This window comes from Yersinia bercovieri ATCC 43970 (assembly GCF_013282745.1).
GTDB classification, from domain to species: Bacteria; Pseudomonadota; Gammaproteobacteria; order Enterobacterales; family Enterobacteriaceae; genus Yersinia; species Yersinia bercovieri.
Genome location: NZ_CP054044.1, coordinates 3,045,515 through 3,070,882 on the forward strand (window position 1 = coordinate 3,045,515; position 25,368 = coordinate 3,070,882).

Here is a 25,368-nt window from a genome sequence, read left to right on the forward strand (position 1 = left end):
CAGATGCAGACACTTTCATCGATTCTGGCGAGAATTCCACCGTTAGACCACAAAGCGATGGCCCGCGCCAAAGTGCGGCTGGACGGCTTGCTTAAGCCACCCGGCAGTTTGGGCCGTCTGGAGCTATTGGCTACCCAACTGGCGGGGATGCGCGGGTTATATGGTCATCAAGTCTGCCGCAAGCAAATTATTGTGATGGCCGCTGATCATGGTGTCTACGACGAAGGTGTGGCTGTTTCGCCCCGCGTGGTCACCATGGTTCAGGCGCTGAATATGGTGAGGGGCGTGACCGGTGTTTGTGTGCTGGCCGCCAATGCGGGTGTGGAGGTGAAGATTGTCGATGTGGGTATCGACAGCGAGACACTCCCCGGCGTGCTGGATATGAAAGTGGCCCGTGGCAGTGGCAATATTGCTCGCGAAGCGGCGATGACCCGCCAACAGGCAGAAGATCTACTGTTCGCCAGCGCCACGCTGACACTACAACAAGCCGCTGATGGGGTGAAAGTGTTTGGTGTCGGTGAGCTGGGTATGGCGAACACCACGCCCGCCGCCGCGATGGTTAGCGTGTTTACCGACAGTGATCCTGAGTCGGTGGTGGGTATCGGGGCGAATTTCCCCAGTGAGCAACTGCATCATAAAGTGGCGGTGGTGCGCCGCGCCATCGAAACCAATCAGCCGGATGCCAGTGATGGCATTGATGTGCTGGCAAAAGTTGGCGGCTTTGATCTGGTGGGTATGACCGGCGTGATGTTAGGTGCGGCGGCTGCGGGATTACCGGTGGTGCTGGATGGTTTCCTCTCGTATGCCTCGGCGTTGGCGGCTTGCCGTATCGCCCCCGGTGTGCGCGAATACCTGATTCCGTCACATATGTCGGCAGAAAAAGGCGCGGTGATCGCCCTGAATCACCTGCAACTGGAACCCTATTTGCAGATGGAAATGCGTCTGGGTGAGGGCAGTGGTGCGGCCCTCGCCATGCATTTGGTCGATGCAGCCTGTGCGATGTACAACAATATGGGCTCGCTAGCGGAGAGCCATATTGAGTTGCCAACCACGACGGCTTAATAATTGCAGTGGCGTTTTAAGTCGAAACGCCACCGCTAAAAAAACCGGATCATTTAACACTGATCCGGTGGGTATTTAACCGAGGTAATTATTTGCTCTTATCCTGAATGCCACGCACGCTCAGATTATTATTATCCACTTGCGGCAAACCGGTGGTCGCAGAAGTTGATAACAGCCCGGTTTCAGCATAGTTGAATAGCTTCTCGCGGGTATCGGTGATATCCAGGTTGCGCATGGTCAACTGACCAATACGGTCATCTGGTGAGAACACCGACTCTCCTTTTTCCATGGTCAGACGCTCTGGTTTGTAAGTCAGATTGTCGGAGACCGTATTGAGGATCGAGTAGTCATTACCGCGACGCAGTTCCAGTGTCACTTCACCGGTAATTTCGCTGGCAACCCAACGCTGGGCTGAATCACGCAGCATCAGCGCTTGCGGATCAAACCAACGACCTTGATATAGCAGACGGCCCAGAACACGGCCATTGGCATGATATTGCTCAATGGTATCTTCGTTGTGAATACCTGTCAGCAGGCGCTCGTAAGCAATATGCAGCAGTGCCATCCCTGGGGCTTCATAGATGCCACGGCTTTTAGCTTCGATAATCCGGTTTTCAATCTGGTCGCTCATGCCCAGACCATGACGGCCACCGATGCGGTTAGCTTCCATCATCAGCTCGACGCTGTCGTCGAAGGTCACGCCATTCAGTGCCACCGGATAACCGCGCTCAAAACGGACGGAAACCTCTTCCGCTTTGACGACCACATTCTCATCCCAGAATTTCACCCCCATGATCGGGTTAACGATTTTGAGGCTGGAGTTCAGAAACTCTAGATCTTTGGCTTCGTGAGTTGCACCCAACATGTTGGAGTCGGTGGAGTAGGCTTTCTCGGTCGACATTTTGTAGTCGAAACCGGATTGAATCATAAATTCGGACATCTCATGGCGGCCACCTAATTCATCGATGAAATCGGTATCCAGCCACGGCTTGTAAATTTTCAACTCAGCATTAGTCAACAGCCCGTAACGATAAAAACGCTCAATATCGTTACCTTTATAGGTACTGCCATCACCCCAGATATTCACGCCATCTTCTTTCATGGCGGCGACCAGCATGGTTCCGGTGACGGCACGGCCCAGCGGGGTGGTGTTGAAATAGGTGACACCGGCGGTAGTGTTGTGGAAGGCACCACATTGAATAGCGGCGATCCCTTCAGCGACCAGCTGCTTGCGGCAATCGATCAGGCGGGCTTTCTCTGCACCGTACTCCATCGCTTTACGTGGAATAGCATCGTAATCCTCTTCATCAGGCTGACCCAGATTAGCGGTATAGGCGTAAGGAATTGCCCCTTTTTTCTGCATCCACAGCAGCGCGGCACTGGTGTCCAGGCCACCGGAGAAGGCAATACCAACACGCTGATTAATAGGAAGGTGTTTGAGAATAGTTGTCATCAATTAAATCCTGTATGAATTAGGTCAGTCTGGCAAAGGTTTCAATGGCTACATTGATATCGCAAAACCGGTAGTAGAGTCAAAGATATTTTGCATATTTATGTGAATTTTATTGCATAAGTATTTAATTTGTACTTTGGTGAAATTCCGTTTCATTTAAATTAATTTCACGTTCTGTTATGATATCTACATCGATTTTTTATCACGTGTAACACGTTAAAATTTAAAGCGGAAAACCGCCATTGTAAACCGGCGCATCGGGATATTTCACCATAGTGGTGAAAAGCGCGGGTGTAAGCAAATTGGGCGTGATTTCAGGGACAGTTAAGTTGAAAATCTTTCGCGAAAGCGCGTGGTATAAAAAACGAAAATCCTACCGGGTACTATTTTGGCGTGAGATAACGCCGCTGGCGATCCCACTGTTTATTGAAGGGCTGTGCGTCCTGTTGATGGGGGTGTTCAGCACTTTACTGGTGAGTTGGCTGGGCAAAGAGGCGATGGCGGCGGTGGGTCTGGCTGACAGCTTCAATATGTTGATTGCGGCTTTCTTTGCCTCAGTGGCGCTGGGGACATCGGTGGTGGTGTCATTCAGTCTCGGTCAGCGCAAGCGCAAGCAAGCGCAAACGGCGGCCCGCGAATCCATCTCTCTGCTGGTTTTAATCTCCTTACTCTTGGTGCTGCTGGTGCATTTTGCCGGTGAGGCCATTATCAATCTGATGGCGAATCAGGCCGATCCCGCCGTTAAGGCCATGGCACTGACCTACCTGAATTTGACGGTCTGGAACTATCCGGCGATGGCGATCACGCTGGTGGGATGTGGTGCGCTACGGGGGGCCGGTAATACGCGGTTGCCGATGTTTATCAATATTGCGATGAATATTCTCAATATTGTTATCAGTAGCGTGCTGATTTACGGCCTGTTTAGCTGGCAGGGAGTAGGTTTTATCGGCGCGGGTATTGGTATCACGCTTGCACGCTATATCGGCGCGCTGGTGGTGGTTCTGGTGCTGATTTTCGGTGCCAATAATACTCTGCGTATCCCCTTCAAGGCCTATTTTTTGCCCTTTACCTCAGCCATTATGTTTGAGGTGCTGAGCATCGGCATTCCCGCCAGTGTTGAATCCGTGATGTTCAGTATCGGTAAGCTGATTACCCAGCGCTTTGTTGCGGGAATGGGTACTGAAGTGATCGCCGGTAACTTTATTGCTTTTTCAATCGTCGGGCTGATTAACTTGCCGGGCAATGCGTTGGGATACAGTTCGACAATCATCATCGGCACACGATTGGGGAAAGGGCAGATTTTGCAGCCAATTCGCCAACTCAAACATATCTTCTGGCTATCCACCGTCGGCGTCTGTTTTATCGCGCTGCTATCGATCCCCAGTGCTGGATTTTTGGCCTCTCTCTATACCAACGAACCGGGCGTTATCAATGTGGTGAAGCATCTGATCTGGATAAATGCACTGTTTATGCCGATCTGGGCGGCCTCTTGGGTGCTACCATCGGGCCTGAAAGGGGCGAAGGATGCTCGTTATACCATGTGGGTGGCGCTGGCAGGGATGTGGGGTTGCCGCATTATTGTTGGTTATATCTTGGGGATAACCCTGGGATTTGGCGTCACAGGCGTTTGGATGGGGATGTTCCTCGACTGGATAGTGCGCGGCGTACTGTTTTATCGCCGCATGTCTACAGGCCGCTGGTTGTGGCGCTATCGACCAGTGGCATAACCCCTACGGCCAACCGCTGGCTGGAGTGGCACGCCACATCTTCTTAAGCCGAATGATTAAGTATTTTCGGCCCATTGCCGATAAATAGATAAGCAGAATGTTATTCCTTATTTTCCGAATGACTTAATTCGCCTTGTTACTACTTATCAATCTTCATTCGCATTGGGGAAAGTATGGATAATTTTCAAAAAGAGATAGAGGAGAGAACTAACCTCACCTCATCGAACCGGTTTGAGCTGTTGCTGTTCCGCTTGGGCGAGTCGCATGATGAAGAGAAATCTGAGCTGTTCGGCATCAACGTGTTTAAGTTGCGTGAAATTGTGCCCATGCCTACGCTAACCAAGGTGGCGGGTATGGCATCGCCAATGATGGGGATGGCGAATATTCGCGGGGAGATTATTCCTGTGATTGATCTCCCGGCTATTGTCGGTTGTGAGCCAAAAACCGGATTAAATATTCTGCTGGTAACCGAATATGCTCGTAGTACTCAGGCATTCGCGGTGGAGTCGGTTGATGATATCGTCCGCCTTGAATGGAGTCAGGTACTGGCTGCTGATGCGGGTGTTAAGAGTCGCAGCATCACCAGCATTGCACGGCTGGATAACGACACCGCAAGTAACCGCCTAGCTCTGGTGCTGGATGTTGAACAGATTTTGTATGACATCGTTCCCGCTCATCGTAATGTCCAAATCGACAGTGAGAAAACCAAGGCGTTTGATCTGAAACCTGGCTCAGTCGCCATTGTGGCTGAGGACTCGAAGGTGGCACGTTCGATGCTGGAAGAGGGCTTGAAGATGATGGATATTCCCGCGGTGATGCATATCACCGGCCTGGAGGCGTGGAATAAAATTCGTAAGATGGCTGATGAGGCGCGGGCGGAGGGGCGGCCTATCTCGGATAAAATCGCATTTGTGTTAACCGATTTAGAAATGCCAGAGATGGACGGCTTTACATTGACGCTGAATATTAAACGCGATGAATTCCTGAAGAATATTCCGGTGATTATCCATTCATCGTTGTCCGGTAGTGCGAATGAAGATCATGTCCGCAAAGTTGGGGCGGATGCTTACGTAGCAAAATTTGAAGTCAATGAATTGGAAGCGGCGATCCACAGTGCTCTGGATTCCAAAAAAGCGATAAATTCGTAACAGCCATTCCCATCTTGGTATCTAAGCCATTGACTTGCAACATAATGGCTTAGATGCTGAACCCACCCATCTAGTGACAACTACTCAGTTACAGACTGAAACTGGCGTAATGGCAGAAACCTCAATATAATCAGTTTATTCATTAACCAACGTTATTTAAGGAGGATTACTATGTTGACCCGTGAATTGTTTCTTTATTCACTCGTCTTTAGTGATCGTGCTTGCTCAAGCATTACCGGTATCGTGCTGCGATAACCTGCTTGAGCGAAGCTAACTAACACACTGAGAACTTCCCTCCAGCTTACTGGTTATCGTCAGTTTTTTTGACGATCGGCATTTTATGCCTGTAAAACTTGAGTAAGCAATGACCACATTACTTTCTGCACAATCTGTCTGTTACGACAACACTTTCGGCCCACTGCTGGCTGAGATCACCTTTGGCCTGAAAAAAGGTGACCGTATCGGTCTGATTGGCCATAACGGCAGTGGTAAAAGCACGCTGCTAAAGATCCTCAGCGGGGATTTACCCGCCACCTCTGGCACCATCACCACCGCCAATCATTGCCTGATGGCATGTGTTGAACAACATCTGCCCGCTATGTTGGCTGACTGCACTCTGCTGGATGCGGTGCTCAATCATCTGCCCGATAGCCTGCATCAACCCGAATACTGGCAAGCTGAAGTTTTACTCGCCAGTTTGGGGTTTGACGAGGCCGACTGGGAGTTGACTGCCGGTACATTGAGTGGAGGAGAGCACACGCGCCTGCTATTGGCTCGGGCGCTGATTCGCCAACCCGATTTGCTGCTGCTGGACGAACCCAGTAACCATCTGGATTTACCCACTCTGCTGTGGTTGGAACAGTTTCTGCTAAATTGGAGCGGTAGTTTTGTTCTGGTTTCACATGATCGCAGCTTACTGGACCATGTCACCAACTGCACCTGGATCTTGCGCGACAAAAATCTACAGTTCATTCGTCTGCCTTGCACGTTGGCGCGACAGGCATTAGCGGAAAAAGATATCGTGGATAGCCACCGCCGTCAGGCCGAACAGAAGGAGATTGATCGGGTGGCAAAGAGTGCCAAACGGCTGGCTATCTGGGGTAGCGTGTATGACAGCGAAAAACTGGCGCGTAAGGCGAAGCAGATGGAGAGACAGGTCGATCGACTTAAGGATGAGCAGACCCAACTCACTGCGGGTAATCAGTGGCAGTTGCGTCTCAACGGCGAGGCCTTACCGGCAGACCGCGTGCTGGCATTGTCAGCTCTGCGGGTGCGGCCAGCGCCACTGGCCCCGGTGCTATTTGAGTTGGATCAACTGCGGGTAAAAAGCGGTGATCGAATTGCGTTGGTTGGACGTAACGGCTGTGGTAAATCCTCATTGCTGCACTGCTTGTGGCGGGCGGTTAGCCAGCCAGAGGCCGCTGATGTCGGTCTGGTGTTCCATCCAAAAGTGCGTGTGGGCTACTACGATCAGAGCCTGCAACAACTGAGGGATGAGGATACATTAACCGAGGCTTTGACCCCGTTCGCACCGCTAACGGAAGATCAGCGAAAAATGGCACTAATCGGCGCAGGTTTCCCTTATCTCCGGCATCAACAGCGGGTTAATACGCTGAGCGGCGGCGAGCGTTCGCGATTACTGTTTGTCGGCCTAACACTGGCTAACTACTCGCTACTGCTGCTCGACGAGCCAACCAATCACCTTGATATGGAAGGCAAAGAGGAGCTGGCGGACACGCTGAAGACATTTAGTGGCGCCGTGCTGCTGGTTTCCCATGACCGCACATTGATTGAACAAAGCTGCAATCGTTTTTGGCTAATCAATAAACAGCGGCTGGAGGAGTGGCACGATTTAGAACCGGTTTATGCTATTTTGGCTGATAAATCGGTGCCAATGGCTCTCACGACGGCAACTCACTCAACGACAATATTGCCAACTGAGACGCAAGCGGAAAGCGAAGAGGAGCGCTTGCTGGCGACACTACTGGAATTGGAAAGCAAGCTGGGGGAGGATTTAGCACGTAAACCCAGACATCAGAAACCTGTGTTGCAACAGCAGTGGCAGCAGCAGATTGCACAACTCAATACCCTGCTAGGGTTGGCGTAAATGTTAGGCCGCAAGGATGCGGCGCAACCAGGGTCTCAGAACCCTGATGGCGAATGATGGTGCTATCGCCTATGACGGATTGCAACGTGGGTAAGCAGAAAAGCAAAAAGCCCGCTTAAGTTTCCTTAAGCGGGCTTCTCTAATTTGGCTCCTCTGACTGGACTCGAACCAGTGACATACGGATTAACAGTCCGCCGTTCTACCGACTGAACTACAGAGGAATCGTGTGAACGAGGCGAATAATAGCGGGGTATCTGGGGCATGTCAAAGGGGAAAAACGTTATAAATGCGCGTTTGCTGAGAGAATGAGCTTATTGGCTTGTTTTTCAGCAAACTTGCTATTTATCCTGCAAGTTATCCCCCTTGTTAAGCTGCTCACATTATTCCCCCGACCAAGCTTCGCATCCTCACGCGGATAAGGTATAGTTCCGCTTTTTGCGAAGGTATCATGCTGACTAACTCCTCCATTCGTCTCAATAAATACATTAGCGAGAGCGGTATCTGTTCTCGACGCGATGCAGATCGCTATATCGAACAAGGCAATGTTTTTATTAACGGCAAGCGTGCTACGGTTGGCGTTCAGGTCTCTGCCGGAGATGTGGTGAAAGTTAACGGTCAGATTATCGAGCCGCGTAATGAAGAGGACTTAATACTGATTGCGCTGAATAAGCCCGTCGGCGTAATAAGCACCACGGAAGATGGTGAGCAGAATAACATCGTTGATTTTGTTAACCACAGCAAACGGGTCTTTCCTATCGGGCGGCTGGATAAAGATTCGCAAGGGCTGATTTTACTGACGAATCACGGCGATTTGGTCAACAAAATCCTGCGTGCTGGGAACGATCACGAAAAAGAGTATGTTGTGACCGTCAACAAACCGGTGACTGACGAATTTATTCTCGGTTTAGGGGCCGGTGTGCCGATGCTGGGAACGGTGACCAAGAAATGCAAAGTGAAGAGAGAGGCCACTTTTGTGTTTCGTATCACCCTGGTGCAGGGTCTTAATCGCCAGATTCGCCGCATGTGTAAGCACTTTGGCTATGAAGTTACCAAGCTAGAACGCGTACGTATCATGAATATCAGTCTGAAAGGGCTGCCGCAGGGTGAATGGCGAGATTTAACCGAAGATGAACTCATCGAGTTATTTAAGTTGATCGAAAACTCATCGTCCGATGAAAAACCAGTAAAAAAAGCGCCGGTTAAGGCGGTTGAAGCGAAAAGAGTGAGCATCAGCGGGCCGAAAAAAACCGAAAAACCTGATGGTAATGCCGCTTCCCGTAAGCGCTTTGCCCAGCCTGGGCGTAAGAAGAAAGGGCGCTAAATCTGCACTATTATTACCAACGGCAGGAAACTATCACCACCGGCTGGAAACGGCCTCTGCGCTGAACATCATCTAAGCACCTCCCGTGGCGGGCTGAAATAGCGATTTAAGCCCCACTGCCGCGGGTAGGTATCCGCTCAAGTCAAAATTTCTCTCAGGTTAACCCGGCAAAAAGTGATTTGTTACATTGTCACCTTTATGCGTTGGCTATTTTTGACCTCATTACCCGCATCATTAAAATAAATATAATTCAGGGTCACCTCACCGTTAAGTGAGGTGGGCTGCTGTTCAAAATGGTACTGCCGATCAGCAAATGGGGCCAACATCATGTCCATCTCTTGGGCGACCAGAACGTTTTTTTGCTGGCTTTGCAGCTGAATCTGGCCGAAAGAGACGTGATATGGCGTGGGGTTATGGGCGATGAGAACGTATTCACTATTTTGCTTTTTGAGGGTGAAACTCACTTTTTTCAGCGCTTCGGCCGGTGGTGGCGTTAACCCGTCGGGGCGATAAAAAATCTTCATCTGGGTGTTCATCGCCATCGCCACCTGAGCATGGGCATCGACATTACGCCGCGTTTTGGGCGGTATCTCATACAGATTCAGCCAGTAAACTGACTCCCGATCGGTAGGCAGATTCTCCCCTTTATTGATAATTCGTAGCCCTTGAGCCGCGCCCGCTTGCATCTTAAATACAGCCGGTAACACCATAAATGGCGCTTTGCTCTGGTCTGGCGTGCTGTCTACATCACCATCATCAATCCAGGTTTGTACCACCACCGGATAATCATTGGTATTCGCTAACATCAGTGTGCGTTCGCGCGACTCGGGCTGATAGATCATGCGCGTCGCCCCCGCGACTAAACCGGCCGAAACGTGCTGATTGATAGTTAATATGAGTAAAAATAAGCATAAATATCTCATTGTATTTTCACCAAAACATAAGCGGTGGCATCGATCTTACCGGCTGTTGGGCTGCCCTTAGGCAGTTTTTTCAATGTGGCGGTGAAGTGATGGGAGTAGTTGTTATAGCCGGCGGCACTACTGCCATTGGCGCTGGCCCCCGTTAAGATGGGATACCAACCCGCAGCACTGGAACCCGTGATGCAATTGCTGACACATCCGCCCCAGCCGACAAAATTCATTGCCGCACCATTGCTGTCACTCAAGCTGATCCCCACCCCGGTGGCAATGCGGTTATCCGTACCGTAATGGTCGGAGAGTAAGTAGCTTACGCCACCGGCTGCGTTCACCAACCCTAAGCTCTGTGCTTTCAGGTAGCCCGGTAATGAGGTTTGGATACCCAGCGCCGTTTGCCCGCTATTGATGCCCGACTCCGTGCCGGATTGGCACTCAATATCCACCGTAATATCGGCACTGCGTGTTTGGTTATTGTTGAGTTCATTCACGGTGATGATAGGGAAAACCACATAAGGCGTGACGTTGCGCACCACGCAGGTATTTTTACGTGTCAGGACGGCGACCGGCGAGGTATTCATGCCAAACGCCATATAGCGCCCACTCCCCCATGTTTGATAATTAGTCGCCGAATCATACCCGGCTTCCGGCACTGGCATACCGGGGCCTTTGAAAACCACATAGCCATTGGGTTGATTGCAGGTGTAGCTGCCGGAGTAGTTATCTGCCGCTGGCCCCGGACATCCCCAGGTCGAGGGGCCAGGGTTGTGGTCGACTGAGCCGACCTTTTTTAATTCAGCGCGGATCTGGCTGAAATGCTTGCCTTTAATCTGAATCTTATTGCCCAGTACATCGAATTTTTTCAGGGGCACTTGTTGCCAGATGCGGCTGAATTCAATACCTGAATCGACATGAATCAATTTCAATGCGGTATAAGGGAAGAACGTCTGAAAATAGTTATCCCCCATGTTGGTGTAGCCGCCGACATTACTGTCGCCATTTGTGGCGAAAACTTCGAAAATGCTCTCTTTATCGGCGATATCACATTCATAGATAACGGCTTCTGGATCTGCCCAGAAACGGGCGGGGACTAAACTAATAATACTGGAGGCCAGAATCGAATCAACGGGCTGAATATAGTTGCTCGTCATATTGATATTGCCTAGTTGCAATGAGGCACCGTAGTTATCGCCACCGATGTTGGCACCTTTCCAGACACACTGCGCATAACTGGGTAGCGTCACACTCAGTAAGCCGAATGCCAAAAACAATCCCATACCCTGAGAGAATAAGGGGCGGCGTCGATCTAACGTAGCGCGGCGGGTCGTCATAGGATTCATACTGTTTCTCTGATTCAAGGCTGAGTAACGACACACAAGGCATCGAGTTTATAAAGTTGCTGATCGTTGTTGGGGGTGCCTAAATTGTAATCAAGCTGACACCGCTCATCGGCAGCATCCCCCCATACCAGCATGAGCGTCCCGCTAGGGGATGCCGCCCGTAAGTAGGCTTGGCTGGCCTGTCCGACCATTCCGACTTCATGTTCCTGTTTACTGTCGTCATGCCCGCTATCAGCGCTGCCGTTGGTGCTATAAATCACAGTACCCATGGGCAGTTGGCTGCCATCAGCGAGCTTGACGTTAATTAACACCGGATATCCGCTCAGTGTGCGGAAAGTGACCTTCACCGTAGAGCCGGCATAGGGCGCAATCTGCCGCTCGCCATCTCGCAACTCGGTATTGAAATCCATACCATCAGGATCGAGCGTAATGGTGTTGTAGCGATAGGGCGTCAAGGTGGGTACTAAGGCATAGCCAAAGTGGTCAATACGCGCACCTTGCCCATACATCACCTTGGCCCCGCTGGCACCTTTGGCCTCGATTAAGGCAAAGGTATCGCTCAGGTATGGCCCCAGTGTGATACCGCCGCTATGGACGGCCGCCGAGCCTCGCGCACTGGCTGATCCTTGCCAATAGCCGGGGCTGCTGGAGGCGCTGCCGCTCAGGCTGGTCACGGGTAACCGCTTTTGCAAACTGCCGCTAAAGGTGTTCTCTTTGTTCTGCTCACTGCGGGCAAAATCCATGCTGTAACTGGCTGATTGGTCATCGCCCATCACACCGGATAATGAGGTCTGATAGCTGGCACCGCTGGCCTGGCTGTTGACCGCGCCGGCTGAAATATAGGGCGCACGTGGGCTACCGCCTAACGGGAATGAGATGGAGATCTGCACCAGGGTTTCGCTGACGCCGAGAGTATTGGCGCCATTTGCCGCGGGCATACCACTGCCGGGGTCGACAAAGTAAACTTCATTGCTGCCACCCCCGGTTTTTTGTTGTGAAACCGCAAGGTTGAAGCTGGTATCGCGCCATAGGGTATTGGCATAACCCAACTGCAACTGCGTATCCCGTTTGCGGTCACTCCGGTAATCCTGCGAGGAGGCGGTTAAATACAGTGAACCGTAACGGTTAAAATTCTGATTAAGCGAAATTTCAGCTCGGCTGCGCTGTTGATAAGAGCCGGAGCTCCAAACTTTGCCCTGAGTGGCGGCCCGAACGCCTAATACATCGCTCAAATCACGGTAGCCCTCAGTTGAGTAGCGGTAACCGGCCACCGATAGCGTGGTGTTGGTGGCCTCAAAGGTGCGGCTGAAAGCGGCTCGCGCCATCCAGCCACTCTGTTGCTCATCATCAGGTAAGCTGGCTTTCGAATAGGTGACATCCAGCCCTAAGGCACCAATATAGTGGGTAAAGACGCCGCCCAGCATGAGGGCTTGATAACCGGGGGCCAGACGTAAACCGCTGTTTGCCGTAATGGCATTACTGACGCCACGCTGATAGGTCAGCTCACTGAAGAGTTCATGATTACCCTGATCACGCACCTTCCCAGCGGCAAAACTGTAGCGTGAATAGCCAGGTCGTAATGACTCAGGCACCGAGGAGAAGGGCACCTGAAAGGTACTCAGGCTGCCATCTGCCTCTTGAATCTCGACGGTCAGGTCACCACCAAAATTGGTGGCCGATAAATCATCAAACTCAAACGGCCCCGGTGAAACGGTAGCTTGGTAAATCGAGCGGTTATTCTGATATACCGTCACCTTGGCGTTGGTTCTGGCGATGCCGCGCACCACAGGGGCGTAGCCACGTTGTGATTCCGGCAGCATGCGGTCATCGGTTGCCAGCGCGATGCCGGTAAACCCCATACTTGAGAAAAACTGACCGGCGCTGAAAGTTTCACCGGCGGTCACTTCACTGCCAATTGACGGCAGTGCGCGCTGGCTGTACAGCCGGTTAGAGGTCCAGTTCGCCCCTCGGGTCTGGTCATAACGCAAGGAGCCCTGCTGACGAAAACGCCACATACCGGCATTGATACCGTTGGTCAGGCTCAAATAACTCGAATCAGTGGCGCGCTTAATGCCATCTTTGTTATAGCCCACGTGATATTGGTTGAAATTGTAATTACTGAAACCAATAGTCTCGCCTGAGGTGAGATTGCGCGGATCGACATAACCCCGAGGCATTTTCTTAACAAATAGCTGCGGAACCGACAGGTCAAAACGTAATTTGGCGTAATCAAAATGATAATCGCTGGTAGGAAGAATAGTTTTTAAATCCAGACAGTTATCTTCCAAATTGGCCTGTTTCAGGGCTGACTCTTCCACACCTGCCTGTAGTAACTGCGCACCTGATAGGCAGGGAACAACGTCATCACCTTTAGTGATAAAGGTCAGTTCAACACGATCGACAAATTTGTTGTTCATATAGAGATCAACTTGGTATTTGCCTGCCTCATAACTATTTTTTTTATTAAAGCGAGATATAGAACCTAAGCCGAGAGAGGAGCCACGCAATAGCGCATCCTCAAACACGTATTCATCTTGATGATGCTCATCCGCTGCTGACAGGCTATAACTGACTAACAAGCCCTGTGTTAGCAAGTAGGATAGCCAGGAGCTATACCTCACTGGCTATCCCTGCGCCGGAGTCGATTCTGGATTATCATCACAGATAGATTACAGATGATAATTACAGGGGATGTTGGTGCCATAATCGTTAACCACGTTTAGCGTCAACAATTCACCCTTTTTGCCCTTAACCCCGGCGGGGAAGGCTAAATCAGTGGTTGAATTGGGAGCAAACATTTCGCTCGTAGCAAACGAAATGGTTTTCCCATCGCTGACCAGTTTGGCATCACGTAGGCTGATATAATAACCCGTTGGGTTATGTATCTTGATTTTATCACCGGCAACGCTATCCAGCGTGACTTGGATTTTTTCACCTAAGGTATCGACATTTTCTTTTAGCGCGGCAGGGCGGTAAAAGACTTTCAGTCGATTATTCACGATCAAAACCAGCTTATTCTCCGACTGGTTATCTGCTTTTAATGCCGGGATCTGCAAAAAATTAAGATAGAACACTGATTCACGATCTTTGGGTAAATTACGCTCAATATATGCCAGCCGTATCACTTGTCCGCTTTGAGGCTCCATGCGAAATATCTGTGGTGTCAATGTAAAAGGAACATCACTTTTTGATGGCGAGGACTGATTATTACCATCATCCATCCAGAGTTGGACCAGGTTAGGGTAGTCATCTTTATTGCTGAGTTGTAATACTTTCTCCCGCGTGCCTTCAGGATAAATAATACGAGTCCCTGTCATGACAACACTGGCTTTTGTCCATAAGGGTACGCCGCTGAGCAGCAACAACGAGCAGGCGATAATTTTGTGGGCAGTCAGTGTCATAGCGCTTACTTATCCTTGGTTTTTCTGGTTTATTTAGGCTCCGTTACCGGGTGGCCAACATCTTCATGAAACGGACGATTTCACGAATAGTCAGGGGTAAGTGATCGCATATTGGGCAGATGCAATGACACTCCCAGCCGTCGCACGACCCTCTTCGGTAATATATTGTGCAGCCAGATCTTGTGATGCGGATGTTGCGCCAGCGACTAGCGTGATACCGGGGACTTCAACGCTACCGCCAGACATGCGAATCGGTGCGCCATGAGTATCAAGTAGCTGAATTGCAACATTTTGTGCTGTGCCGACATTACCCAAGTTACCTGCGCTCGTGACATTCATTCCCTGAAAAACTGAGCTGATTTTGGTGTCTTGAATGGCAATGTTGCAGCCGGTGAGGTTAATCGTGAAATTGGTTTTACCCGCAACAGAATTAACTTGATTCAGATTGCTAGTTGAGACTGTGGGTAACAAAACAACCGGGGTGTTAGCTGTGCCATTAATATCAACCATGCAAGTCTGTTCGGCCACTTCGCCCTGAAACTTAATTGTGTTATTTGAGGTAGCGGCTAACGCTATACCCGGTAGGGTAAGTAGCATCAACGCCATTAGAGTTTTTCCCATGAATTCCTACTTAAATTTATGATTAATATTCTGGCAAATAGAGACCTTTTGTATTCAGTGAGTGAGCGATCACTCAGTTGAATAGAATTAGCCGTTATTTCGTTTTTTCTGTTCAGTTTTTGGGCCGATGCTAGTGTAGGGGGAAATTGAGGTGAGGAGAATGAGATGCGTCCTTGTTTTATATCTGAAATTTCCCACAAAATATGTAGGAACAGATCCGGTTAAAAATGGAAGAATAATAAAATCGTTTTATTTTATTATGTTAGGTTGATTTTCTTGCCTGGTGACGCAATTAGGCTTTTATCCTAAGTAAAAGTAATTTCGAGTTAAATAAGAAAACCCGCCACAAGTTCTGACGGGTTTTAATGGTGACACACCATACACTTCTATTTTATCGCGTCACTACCTATTTGACTGTGTCACTACTGCCTATTTACTGCATCACTACTACCTATTTTGGAGTATGAAGCCAGTAGCTCAATTAATAATTGGTTAGTCTCGGTTAGCAGTGCCAGATATTCGACTCCGTGCGTGATAATTGCCGGCTTATCATGCGTATGCAGCAGCGACTCGAACTTAATACAGCTATCTACCAGTGCTTGTGCATCAATTAGCTGTACACCGCCTTTAATCCGGTGCACCAGACTTGCCATCTCTGTGTAAATATCATCGGAAATTGCGTTGCTATCCGCCGCCAACTGGTGATATCGCTGTGTCAACGCCTCGCTATCCTGCGAATGACTTTCCAGTAGTGATTGCAATAACTGCAACTCCACCTCAGCACTGCCTCCAGAGAGCGACCTTAATTTATCTTGCGCCGCCGTCACTGGGGATGGCGGTAATTTAGCTGTTTCACTATTTTTTGGGCTAACGGGATTGTCACTTGCGCTGTGATGACGGTCCGCGCTTATATCACCAATAATCTCTTGGCGAAGGAGCACGGTGCGCAAGGTGTCGATGGTCACCGGTTTGATCATGCAATCATTCATCCCTGCATTAGAACAGCGGGCCGTGCTCTCTTCCCGCGCATCTGCGGTACAGCCAATAATGATCATCTCTTTTATTGTTGGGCTACTACGGATATGGGCGGCCAGTTCGTAGCCATTCATCAATGGCATACTGTAATCGGTGATGACTATGTCAAAACTATAATGCTGCAATATCTGCCAGGCCTCCGCGCCATTTTCTGCGCTCATCACCTGCTCAATTCCGATAAAAGCTAGCTGCTGTTGCAGTAACTGACGGTTAGCCGGTAAATCATCCACCACTAAAACACGTAGGTTTTTTAAATGATTCAGTTGCTTTTCATCAGCATACAAAACAGTCGTATCTTGCGGTATATCATCCTCAGTGGCTATCTCCAGCGGCAAGGTAATAAATAGGCTGGTGCCTTTACCCAGTTTGCTCTCCAGGATGATTTGCCCGCCCATCTTATGAATCAACTGATGACAGATCCAAAGCCCCAATCCCGAACCACCAAAGCGCGGTGATTTACCTTCATTAGCCTGACTAAATGGCTGGAACAGTGTGGCCTGCGCGGCCGACGAGATGCCAATGCCGGTATCGGTAATATCGATATTCATTACGCCATGTTGCCCATCCGTCGGCTCCCAAGTGACATCCACCGAGACACCACCTTGCTCGGTAAATTTCAGCGCATTGCCCAACAGATTGCCCATGACTTGCCGCACTCGCAGCATATCGACCATCAGCAACGCCGGGATCTGCTCATCCAGCCAGCCAGAGAATCGTAGTCCGCGCTCATCGGCGATCGGTTGATAGATAGTGAACATCCGCTCCATCTCCTGGCGGAAATCAACCACCGCCGGGTGAACACTCAGTTGACCGGCCTCAATCTTGGCGGAGTCGATAATGTCATCCAGCAGTAGCATCAGGGACTGCGCTGTTTTGGATACGGTGACTAAGGTATCTTTTTCGACCGGCTGCTCACTGCGAATTTCCAGCTCTAGCAAACCCATAATGGCGTACATGGGGGTGCGCAGTTCATGACTGATAGTGGCAAGGAAAGTACTTTTGGTGCGGTTGGCGCTTTCGGCTTCGACACGGGCCGCTTCCAATTCACGCTCGACCGTTTTCCGTTGGCTGATATCCAGCCAGCCGCCCAGTAAACTGCGCTCAGCATTATCCAGCGGAATAATCCACAGGAAGATATCCCGCAGCTCTTCGTTAATCTCAAGGGACAAATCCACCATTTGTGGTTTTCTATCCAGCAAGACGAATCGACAATATTTATCTATCTCACGATCGAGCTGACTGGTCATTGGCCAGTGGGCAGACTCGCTCTTTTGATTGAGCATATCGTTCAGTTTATCCTGGTGTGCGGCAGCAAAGTGGCTGTTATAAACCGCAAGATCCCCATTCTTAGCACGGATAAATACGGCGAAGGGTAGGGCATTAATAATGGACTCTTGTTGCAGTAAGCGGGTATGTAACAACATGGCCTGACGGCGCTTGTTAAATACGAGATAGCAAAGATATAAGCCGAAGACCAATAATAGCCCTGAGCTTATTTTCAGCGCGAGCATCAGTAATTCATTATCTAATGAGTTGTTATCGAAACTCGCAGGGTTAGGTTTAAATGTGCTCCAATCACTGATCAGATTATCTAGCTCTTCCGGCGGAATAGATTCAATCACTTTATCAATGATGGCTTTTAATTCAGGTAGCCTCGGGCTGATGCCAAATGCCATCATCAATGGCTCTTCACCGGCGACAGCCACGGTTTTAATATTGGGACTAAAATTCTGCGCTGATAAGTAGTTGGCCGTCATCATATTTTTGAGGACTGCATCAACTTTACCCTGCTGCAACCACCGCACCAGCGTCATGGTATCGGGGGCTTGAACAAAGGTAATCTTCTGGGCTAATAGGGGATTACCAATAATCCCACTGGAAGCACTACCCGCCTGTACGCCTACCCGTTTTCCTGCCAGATCGGCCACATTATTGATATCAATGCGATCTTCACGGGTCAAAATACCCCATAGGGATTGGGCAACAGGCGAGGAGTAAAGATTGTGCCCATACATGCCGTTACGTACCGCCACAATCGGCAGCATATCGATTTTACCGGCGATAAAATCACGTACCCCTTCACCGCTATCTTTGGTGAAAACCGGTTCAAATTTAAGTCCGGTCCGACGTGAAATAATATCAATGAGGTCAATGGAGAAACCGGCCATTTCGCCGGTCTGACGATCACGGAAAATCAGGGGGGCCAAATCAAGTGGGGCGACATAACTCACCACCGGGTGTTGCTGAATCCAGCTAACTTCTTGTTCGGTCAAAAGCAACTTAGCATCAATATTGTAATGATGTTTGCTACCAAACCAACGCTGCTGAATATCACCGGTCGCCCGGGTGGGTAGCAGTTCTAGAATCTGATTAATGTAATCAATGAGTTTTTGATTACTTTCCCGCGCCAGAAATGTATAGGGGGCCGGGTGGTAAGGGGCAAAGTTGCGAATTTGCAACGTCAGCAACTGCAATTGGTCAATCAAATAGTTGGCAGAGGTGGCATTAGAGACAAATACATCAGCATTACCATAGGCAACCGCCAGCAACCCTTGTAACTGGTTAGGGTAGGCGACGATTTTATCGGCATGATAATTAAATAAAAACTCTGGCGAGAGCGGCTCATTATTGACGATAGCCACTGTTTCCGGGTGGGTACGTTTGGTTGGGTCCCACTTTTTGCTGCGGACTTCAACATGCCGATTAGTAAAGAATGCATGGGAGGCGATCAACCCCGGCTGAGCGGGCATCGGGGTTCCGGCCATTAAATCAATCTGACCATTTTCCAGCGCATTTAACACTAATCCGTAGTCGCAATAGCCAATCATCTGGAAGGATAACTGACTGGCATCACTGATGATTTGCAGGTAATCGGCGACAATACCTTCAATGGCATTATCATCGCGATTAACCACAAATGGGGTGTTGGCATCAATCACCACGCCCACTTTCACCGTGCGTCGACTCGATTGGCGTGTGTCGGTGGAGGGCGTCAGTAATAAATCTTCGCTGTAACTATTGGCGATGCTGTGTATCGACAGGGGTTGCCCGGTGTCACACCCCTGACGGCCGGTCATCACGGCGGCATGAAGCTGCCCGCTAAGTAACAGCAAGCAAGATAGTAAGATGAGTAAGGAAAACCCACTACGTAAAGAAGATTCGGCTCGTCGGAAATCAGACCTGGCTGAACTACACCAAATTATGGGTATGCGCATAATCTGCCAGTTCAATTACAGAACTTAACCCTAATTTGGTCAGGATACGGGTTTTATAGGTACTGACAGTTTTGTTGCTGATAAACATTTCGTCGGCGATTTGCTTATTAGACAAGCCATTCACCAGATAACGTAAAACATTAATTTCTCGCTCAGATAACAAACGCGCCCGATTGACAGGATCATGGCTCGAAGGTTGCCCGGCTAATTGGGTCAAAGCTTCAGATGGGAAGAATGAATACCCACGTAATACGTTCTGTGCCGCAAACAGAATTTCGCTAATATCTTTATTTTTGCTGATGAATCCGTTGGCACCAGCCTGTAATGCCCGTACCGCAAAGACTTGCTCATTTTTGGCGGACAAGAATAATGATTTACCGGTAAATCCACGTTGTTGCAGTTTTTTTAGCAACGAAAAACCATCGAAATTAGGTAATTCAATATCAATGATAACTAAATCAACAGGACTGTTTTTTAATATTTCTAGTGCTTCGCTACCATCGACAGATTCATAAATTGTTGAAAATTCATTGCTTTGTGATAGTAATGCCCGAATGGCGACACGTATAGCCGGATGGTCATCAACTATCATCACTGATTTTGTCATGTTATCTCCATAAACTGTTATATCTTGGGATTCGCAGGGTTAATTCACTGCCCCTCACTTGCACCGATAGACTCCAAATGATTACCCAAGACGAGATAAACAAGAACCGCTACTGCCGATGCCTAAAGTACTATTTCGGTGATTCTAATCTCTAATTATAGATTATCAAGAAAAGATTCTTTCTTATGTATAGGTTACGCAGCTCACTTCAACCCAATGGGCTTATTCAACCTAGTGATTTGATTATAAACGATTTAGGATTTTTTTTTACTGAAATAAAAATAAATTATTCAGGAAAAAAGATGAGAAATAGTTAATTTATAATTCTAAATGTAAATATATACGATTTTTCAGGTTGGGGTGTAGGAAAATTCTATAATCGATTCTGCTTTTTATTCTGGTATAAATATCAGGAGGATAGCTAGCGCTTTGATAATGACATCCCCCACAGCATAATTCAATTAATGATATTACATTAGCGACGGTTAGATGGCTAAGCAGGTCAACTACAGTGCGCCCTCCGCGATAGTATCTTCTTGCAAGACCCTTGTCAGAAACGCCGCTATTTTGACTTCAATCTGACTATCGATGGTTCTCAATCGCAGTAAGGCAATACCGCATTTGCCCAGAATGGCATCTTTCAGCGCGTCGTTGATCAGTTGCTATGTTTTCGGCCAGTGCCATCAGGGTGAAGCTGCGTCTACATTGATAAGAGAGGGGAAAACAGATGTCACAATACAAAAAAGCAAAAAGCCCGCTTAAGTTTCCTTAAGCGGGCTTCTCTAATTTGGCTCCTCTGACTGGACTCGAACCAGTGACATACGGATTAACAGTCCGCCGTTCTACCGACTGAACTACAGAGGAATCGTGTGAACGAGGCGAATAATAGCGGGGTATCTGGGGCATGTCAAAGGGGAAACCGTAAATTTGGATTGTTTGCTTAGAGTTTGTGCAACTTATTGAGATTTTTGGCTTTTAGCTCAATATTTATGCGAGAAATAGCGAGCAGGTATCTGATAAAGGGGCGGGCAGCCCTGCTTTACACTGCCCGCCACCCTGTTATTCGGGGGTATCCGCCAGCACAAACATGCCATACGGGTGGATTTGCAGATAATAGCTGTCGCCAGGGGCCGGTTGCAGTTGTGTGGCGTTCACTTGTAGCAGCAATGATTGCCCATGCCAATCCACCAGAACTTCATATTGCGGCCCCATATAGGCCACTTTATTGATGATGCATCGCTGGCTCGGTTCGCCCTGCTGACTTAGGGTGATGGCCTCTGGCCGCACGCCCACTGTGGCGTGCTGGTGTTCGGCGGCAAATCCTAGCGGGCGCGGGATGTGGTAACCCAATATCTCAACACTGTCACTGTTGATTCGCGCCGGAAAGACGTTGGCATCCCCCATAAAACTGGCCATAAAGTGGGAAGCTGGCTGGCGGTACAGTGTTTGTGGCGCGCCAATTTGCATGATTTTGCCTTTATTCATCACCAAAACAGTATCAGAGACGGCAAAAGCTTCACTTTGGTCATGGGTGACATATAGCGAGGTGATATTAAACTGTTGCTGCAATTCGCGGATTTTATCGCGCATACTGCGGCGCAAGTTGGCATCCAGATTACTCAGTGGTTCGTCAAACAGCAGCACTTTGGGCTTGAGGATCAACGCCCGCGCCAGTGCCACCCGCTGTTGTTGCCCTCCAGAGATCTGGTCGACAAAACGGTCAGCAAAGCCCTCTAAATCCACCAACGCCAATGCTTCCTGCACCCGCTCACGAATTTCATCTTTCGGTCGCCCGAGCATTTTCAGGCCATAGCCAATGTTCTCCCCCAGTGACATATGGGGGAATAGGGCGTAGGACTGAAACACCATGCAGATATCCCGCTGCTGGATAGATCTGTCGGTGACATCTTCACCGTCGATAAAAATCTGACCGCCAGAGGGTTTCTCTAGCCCAGCGACCAGCCGCAGAACCGTGGTTTTGCCGCAACCGGATGGCCCGAGCAGGGTGACCATCTCGCCTTTCGGGATAGCCAGATTTAAGTCGTCAATCACGGTATTGCTGCCAAAACGTTTGGTGACGTGCTTGAGTTCGACAAAATGTTTTTTATCAAAAGCGGTATCGGTATTAGACATAATATTTGGCCTTATCAGTACGTCATTATTCAGCATTGCTGGCTTTCGAGCGGGCAATACGCGCCTCGCCAACCAGATAATCGAACAGGAAGATGATGGCGAGCATCACCACTATCAGGATGGAACCATAGGCAATTGCGATCCCATACTCCCCATCTTCCACGCGGTTAAGGATGTAAGAGGTGGCGACGCGGGTATCCGGTGTGACCAGAAAGACGATGGCACTGACGGTGGTCATGGCGCGGACAAAGCTGTAAATCAGCGCGGATAAAATCGCCGGACGTAGCAAGGGCAGCAAAATATAGATAACGGTGCGTAGTGAACCGGCCCGCAAGCTCAGTGATGCCTCATCCAGCGACTTATCCAACTGCCCCAGTCCGGCAATCCCGGCACGTATTCCCACCGGCACATTGCGCATCACCATGGAGATAATGACAATGGCGGCGGTTCCGGTCAGATAGACCGGCGCGCTGTTAAAGGCCAGAATATAGGAGACGCCCGCGACGGTGCCCGGGACGGCGAAGCAGAGCATGGTGCTGAATTCGATGGTTTTTTTACCACGGAACTGTTGGCGCACCACGATATAGGCGATCAACAGGCCGAAGGCGGCCGTGATTGGCGCGGCAATGCCGGCATAGAGTAGGGTATCTAGCAGCGAAGGCCATGCGCCGTCACTGAAACCTTGCCCAAATAGCTGATTAAAGTTATTTAGCGTCAGGGTGTAGTCGACCCCCCAGTTGACGGTAAAACTGCCGTAGAAAATGCTGCCGTACAGCAACAGGTTAAAGGCAATCCACACATACAACATGGCGGTGGTGCCCCACACCAGTGATACCGGCAGTGGCTGAACATCGCCACGGGAGGATTTGCCGGAGATAGTGACGTAGGAGCGCTTACCTATCCACATATACTGGATGCAGAAGATGAACAGCGAGAACATCAGCAGAATGACACCCAGTGTGGAGGCCGCCGGATAATCGAGTTGTGCGCCGGTGATATAGAAGTAAATTTGCGTGGCGAGCACGTCAAAGTTCCCCCCAGTACCAGCGGGTTACTGAAGTCAGCCAGGGATTGCACAATAACAATCAAAAATGAGTTAGCTAGCGCAGGTTTTAGCAGTGGCAGGAACACCTGCATGAAGGTCTGCCAACGGCTGGCGCGCAAGGTGTAGGAGGCCTCCTCCAGTGACGGGTGGATGGTTTTAATTGCGCCGTCGAGGATCATAAATGACATCGGCGTAAAAGCCAGAACCTGTGCCAGCCAGATGCCGGTAAAGCCATATAGCCAGTTGGTATTGGTCAGCCCGAACCAGGTGACCATCAACTCGGTCACGTAGCCGGAGCGGCCCATCATCAGGGTGACACCCAATCCGACCACAAAGGGCGGGGTGACAATCGGTAAAATCGAGAAAATTCGCCCCAGCAGCGCCGAACGTTTGGCTATGCGGGTGGTGTAAATCGCCAGCACCATGCCGAAGAAAGTACAACCGATGCCGACCGCAACCGACAACAGGAACGAGTTCCAGATCACCTGCAGGATATGCGCCTGCCCGAGGATCGCCATAAATTGCCATGGCGCAAAAGCCCCGCTCTCATCGGTAAAAATCGGGATGAAAATCGCGATGCTAGGGAACAGGATAAAGACGGTAATCAGGGCAATAATGGTCACCAGTGAGCCGAGGACAAAGCGATCCCCCCCAGCCACTCAAGGCGAGCCAGTGCCAACGTAATGATGGCGCCCAAGGCGATAAACAACCCAATGGTGGCAAAGCCTAGCCCGCGCCCTAGCCAGGCGGAGGTCACCACCACGAACAGGGCGCAGAATAGCGCATAACCGGCATCAAAATAGTGGCGGCTACGCTGCTCACGGCCCGCCGGTGACAGAGGGCGCAAGAGTAGCAGTAGCGGCAGGGCAAACCACAAGGTGCTGATGTTCAGCCCAGACCAACCATAAGCGGCCAGTAGCTCCGCGCGGCTGGCCTCAAGCAGGCCGTAATCCAGACTGAATGCAGGTAACAAGGCAAATGCAGCCACGGCGAAAGCCAGCCAATAGAAGATGGCATCCCGTGTCTGCGGGAGCCGCAGGGCGTGTGTCATGGTATTCCCCTGAGATAACCTTCGTCATTAACGTTGCCGCCCTATTTGCGGCGGCAAGCCAATGACGAGGTTAGAGATATAAGCGATAAATTAGTTATATGCGTCGGAATTTATAGTGGGCTGCTATTGCCCCATCTTGACGTCATTAACCCACTTGGTGATCAGCTTCTTGCGCATCTCGGTCGCACCATAGGTGTCCATGTCGTAGTCAATCAGCTTTAGATCATCGAGTTTGAGTGAGTTAGGTGAGGTCGCGGCGGTGGTATTGGTCAGAATCTGGTAGGACTGGCCCTTCTGCCACGCCAACTCTTGTGCCTCTTTTGACAGCACCCAATCAACGAATAACTTCGCGTTATCCAGATTACGCGCGCCTTTTAGAATGCTGACGCCGCCGATCTCATAGCCGGAACCCTCACATGGCGAGATCAGTTTCAGCGGTGCGCCTTTCTCTTTTTCCAGCGAATAGTCGTGCAGGAAACCAATGCCGATAGTGGTTTCACCACGGGCGGCGTTACGGGCCGGAGCAATACCCGACTTGGTATATTGCGACACGTTGGCATTCAGTTTTTTCAGATAATCGAAGGCCGCCTCTTCGCCCCACAGCTGCGAGAAGGTGGCCAACGCGGTGTAGGCGGTGCCGGAGCTTTGTGGATCGGCAATCTGGATTTCACCTTTGTAGGCCGGATTGGTCAGGTCTTTCCAACATTTTGGCTCTGGCAGCCCTTTCTCTTTCAGGCGGTCGGTATTCACGCCTATGCCCAGAATGCCAATGTAGACCGCCGAGGAGTAGTTGCCTTTGCGTTTTGCCGGGTCACGGAATTGCGGCATGATCTGAGACAGATTAGGGGACTGGTAAGGGTAGAGCAGATCCATTTCACCGGCCTGGGATTGTGGGTCCAGTGTACCGCCATACCAGACATCCGCCTGCGGGTTCTTTTTCTCGGCATCCACCTTGGCCAGTGTGCTGCCAGAGCCATTACGGATAAAACTGGTTTTGACATCATATTTTTCGCCAAACGCTTTGGCTTCTTCTTCACACATGGCATTGGTGGCGCTGCAATAGATAACCAACCGACCTTCGGCCTTGGCGACGGTAGCAAAAGCGCTCAGTGCGAGGCCCGCAGCAACGAGTACAGTGAGTGGTGCAAGTTTCATAACATTATCCTTTTTATTCCCTGATGGCCC

Annotated in this window: 15 protein-coding genes, 2 tRNA genes and 1 pseudogene; 5 read left to right on the plus strand and 13 right to left on the minus strand. The window is 49.9% G+C overall.

Annotated elements, in window-relative coordinates; genetic code table 11:
• The first annotated feature begins 3 nt into the window (after positions 1 to 3).
• Positions 4 to 1,062 carry a nicotinate-nucleotide--dimethylbenzimidazole phosphoribosyltransferase gene (cobT, locus tag HRK25_RS13740; protein ID WP_032897956.1) on the plus strand — a complete coding sequence of 353 codons (1,059 nt, stop codon included), beginning with the start codon at positions 4 to 6 and terminating at the stop codon, positions 1,060 to 1,062.
• A gap of 88 nt (positions 1,063 to 1,150) precedes the next feature.
• Here the strand turns inward: cobT and argG are convergent, their stop codons facing one another.
• On the minus strand, positions 1,151 to 2,515 hold the full coding sequence (gene argG, locus HRK25_RS13745; protein WP_005274558.1) for an argininosuccinate synthase: 1,365 nt from the start codon (positions 2,513 to 2,515) through the stop codon (positions 1,151 to 1,153).
• 329 nt (positions 2,516 to 2,844) lie between these two features.
• Here argG and HRK25_RS13750 point away from each other — a divergent pair, with 329 nt between their 5' ends.
• The 3 genes from HRK25_RS13750 to HRK25_RS13760 all read left to right on the plus strand — a co-directional run bounded on the left by HRK25_RS13750 (position 2,845) and on the right by HRK25_RS13760 (position 7,497).
• The gene (locus HRK25_RS13750) at positions 2,845 to 4,242 is read left to right on the plus strand and encodes an EmmdR/YeeO family multidrug/toxin efflux MATE transporter (RefSeq protein WP_032897989.1); all 1,398 of its coding nucleotides are present in this window, start codon (positions 2,845 to 2,847) and stop codon (positions 4,240 to 4,242) included.
• Between the two features lie 173 nt (positions 4,243 to 4,415).
• Positions 4,416 to 5,390 (plus strand): chemotaxis protein, encoded by a 975-nt coding sequence (locus HRK25_RS13755; RefSeq protein ID WP_005274553.1) that lies wholly within the window; start codon positions 4,416 to 4,418, stop codon positions 5,388 to 5,390.
• A gap of 364 nt (positions 5,391 to 5,754) precedes the next feature.
• Positions 5,755 to 7,497: an ABC-F family ATP-binding cassette domain-containing protein gene (locus HRK25_RS13760; RefSeq protein WP_005274551.1), complete on the plus strand. Its 1,743-nt coding sequence runs from the start codon at positions 5,755 to 5,757 to the stop codon at positions 7,495 to 7,497.
• Positions 7,498 to 7,642: 145 nt separating this feature from the next.
• On the opposite strand, the gene HRK25_RS13765 is transcribed toward HRK25_RS13760, so the two are convergent.
• Positions 7,643 to 7,718, minus strand: a tRNA-Asn gene (locus tag HRK25_RS13765).
• A gap of 227 nt (positions 7,719 to 7,945) precedes the next feature.
• On the opposite strand from HRK25_RS13765, the gene rluF reads away from it, so the two are divergent.
• Positions 7,946 to 8,818, plus strand: coding sequence for a 23S rRNA pseudouridine(2604) synthase RluF (rluF, locus tag HRK25_RS13770; protein WP_005279491.1), 873 nt, complete (start codon positions 7,946 to 7,948; stop codon positions 8,816 to 8,818).
• Between the two features lie 182 nt (positions 8,819 to 9,000).
• Here rluF and HRK25_RS13775 read toward each other — a convergent pair whose 3' ends face one another.
• The 11 genes and pseudogenes from HRK25_RS13775 to HRK25_RS13825 all read right to left on the minus strand — a co-directional run bounded on the left by HRK25_RS13775 (position 9,001) and on the right by HRK25_RS13825 (position 25,338).
• On the minus strand, positions 9,001 to 9,741 hold the full coding sequence (locus HRK25_RS13775) for a fimbrial biogenesis chaperone (protein WP_032899066.1): 741 nt from the start codon (positions 9,739 to 9,741) through the stop codon (positions 9,001 to 9,003).
• Positions 9,738 to 11,075, minus strand: coding sequence for a fimbrial protein (locus HRK25_RS13780; RefSeq protein ID WP_032899064.1), 1,338 nt, complete (start codon positions 11,073 to 11,075; stop codon positions 9,738 to 9,740). Before HRK25_RS13780 ends, HRK25_RS13775 begins: the two co-directional genes overlap by 4 nt.
• A gap of 14 nt (positions 11,076 to 11,089) precedes the next feature.
• Positions 11,090 to 13,696, minus strand: coding sequence for a fimbria/pilus outer membrane usher protein (locus HRK25_RS13785; RefSeq protein WP_032899062.1), 2,607 nt, complete (start codon positions 13,694 to 13,696; stop codon positions 11,090 to 11,092).
• Positions 13,697 to 13,744: 48 nt separating this feature from the next.
• Positions 13,745 to 14,476 carry a fimbrial biogenesis chaperone gene (locus HRK25_RS13790; protein ID WP_005279484.1) on the minus strand — a complete coding sequence of 244 codons (732 nt, stop codon included), beginning with the start codon at positions 14,474 to 14,476 and terminating at the stop codon, positions 13,745 to 13,747.
• Between the two features lie 90 nt (positions 14,477 to 14,566).
• Positions 14,567 to 15,097, minus strand: a complete 531-nt coding sequence (locus HRK25_RS13795; protein ID WP_005279482.1) for a fimbrial protein — start codon at positions 15,095 to 15,097, stop codon at positions 14,567 to 14,569.
• A 422-nt stretch (positions 15,098 to 15,519) separates the two neighbouring features.
• On the minus strand, positions 15,520 to 19,242 hold the full coding sequence (locus tag HRK25_RS13800; RefSeq protein ID WP_032899068.1) for an ATP-binding protein: 3,723 nt from the start codon (positions 19,240 to 19,242) through the stop codon (positions 15,520 to 15,522).
• Between the two features lie 79 nt (positions 19,243 to 19,321).
• The gene (locus HRK25_RS13805) at positions 19,322 to 19,954 is read right to left on the minus strand and encodes a response regulator transcription factor (protein ID WP_005279477.1); all 633 of its coding nucleotides are present in this window, start codon (positions 19,952 to 19,954) and stop codon (positions 19,322 to 19,324) included.
• A gap of 788 nt (positions 19,955 to 20,742) precedes the next feature.
• Positions 20,743 to 20,818: transfer RNA gene (locus HRK25_RS13810), tRNA-Asn, on the minus strand.
• A gap of 195 nt (positions 20,819 to 21,013) precedes the next feature.
• A complete protein-coding gene (fbpC, locus tag HRK25_RS13815; protein ID WP_005279905.1) occupies positions 21,014 to 22,087 on the minus strand; it encodes a ferric ABC transporter ATP-binding protein in 1,074 nt (357 codons plus the stop codon).
• A gap of 25 nt (positions 22,088 to 22,112) precedes the next feature.
• Positions 22,113 to 24,183: pseudogene (locus tag HRK25_RS13820) on the minus strand (ABC transporter permease).
• A 123-nt stretch (positions 24,184 to 24,306) separates the two neighbouring features.
• Positions 24,307 to 25,338 carry an ABC transporter substrate-binding protein gene (locus HRK25_RS13825; protein WP_054872157.1) on the minus strand — a complete coding sequence of 344 codons (1,032 nt, stop codon included), beginning with the start codon at positions 25,336 to 25,338 and terminating at the stop codon, positions 24,307 to 24,309.
• Positions 25,339 to 25,368: the final 30 nt, after the last annotated feature.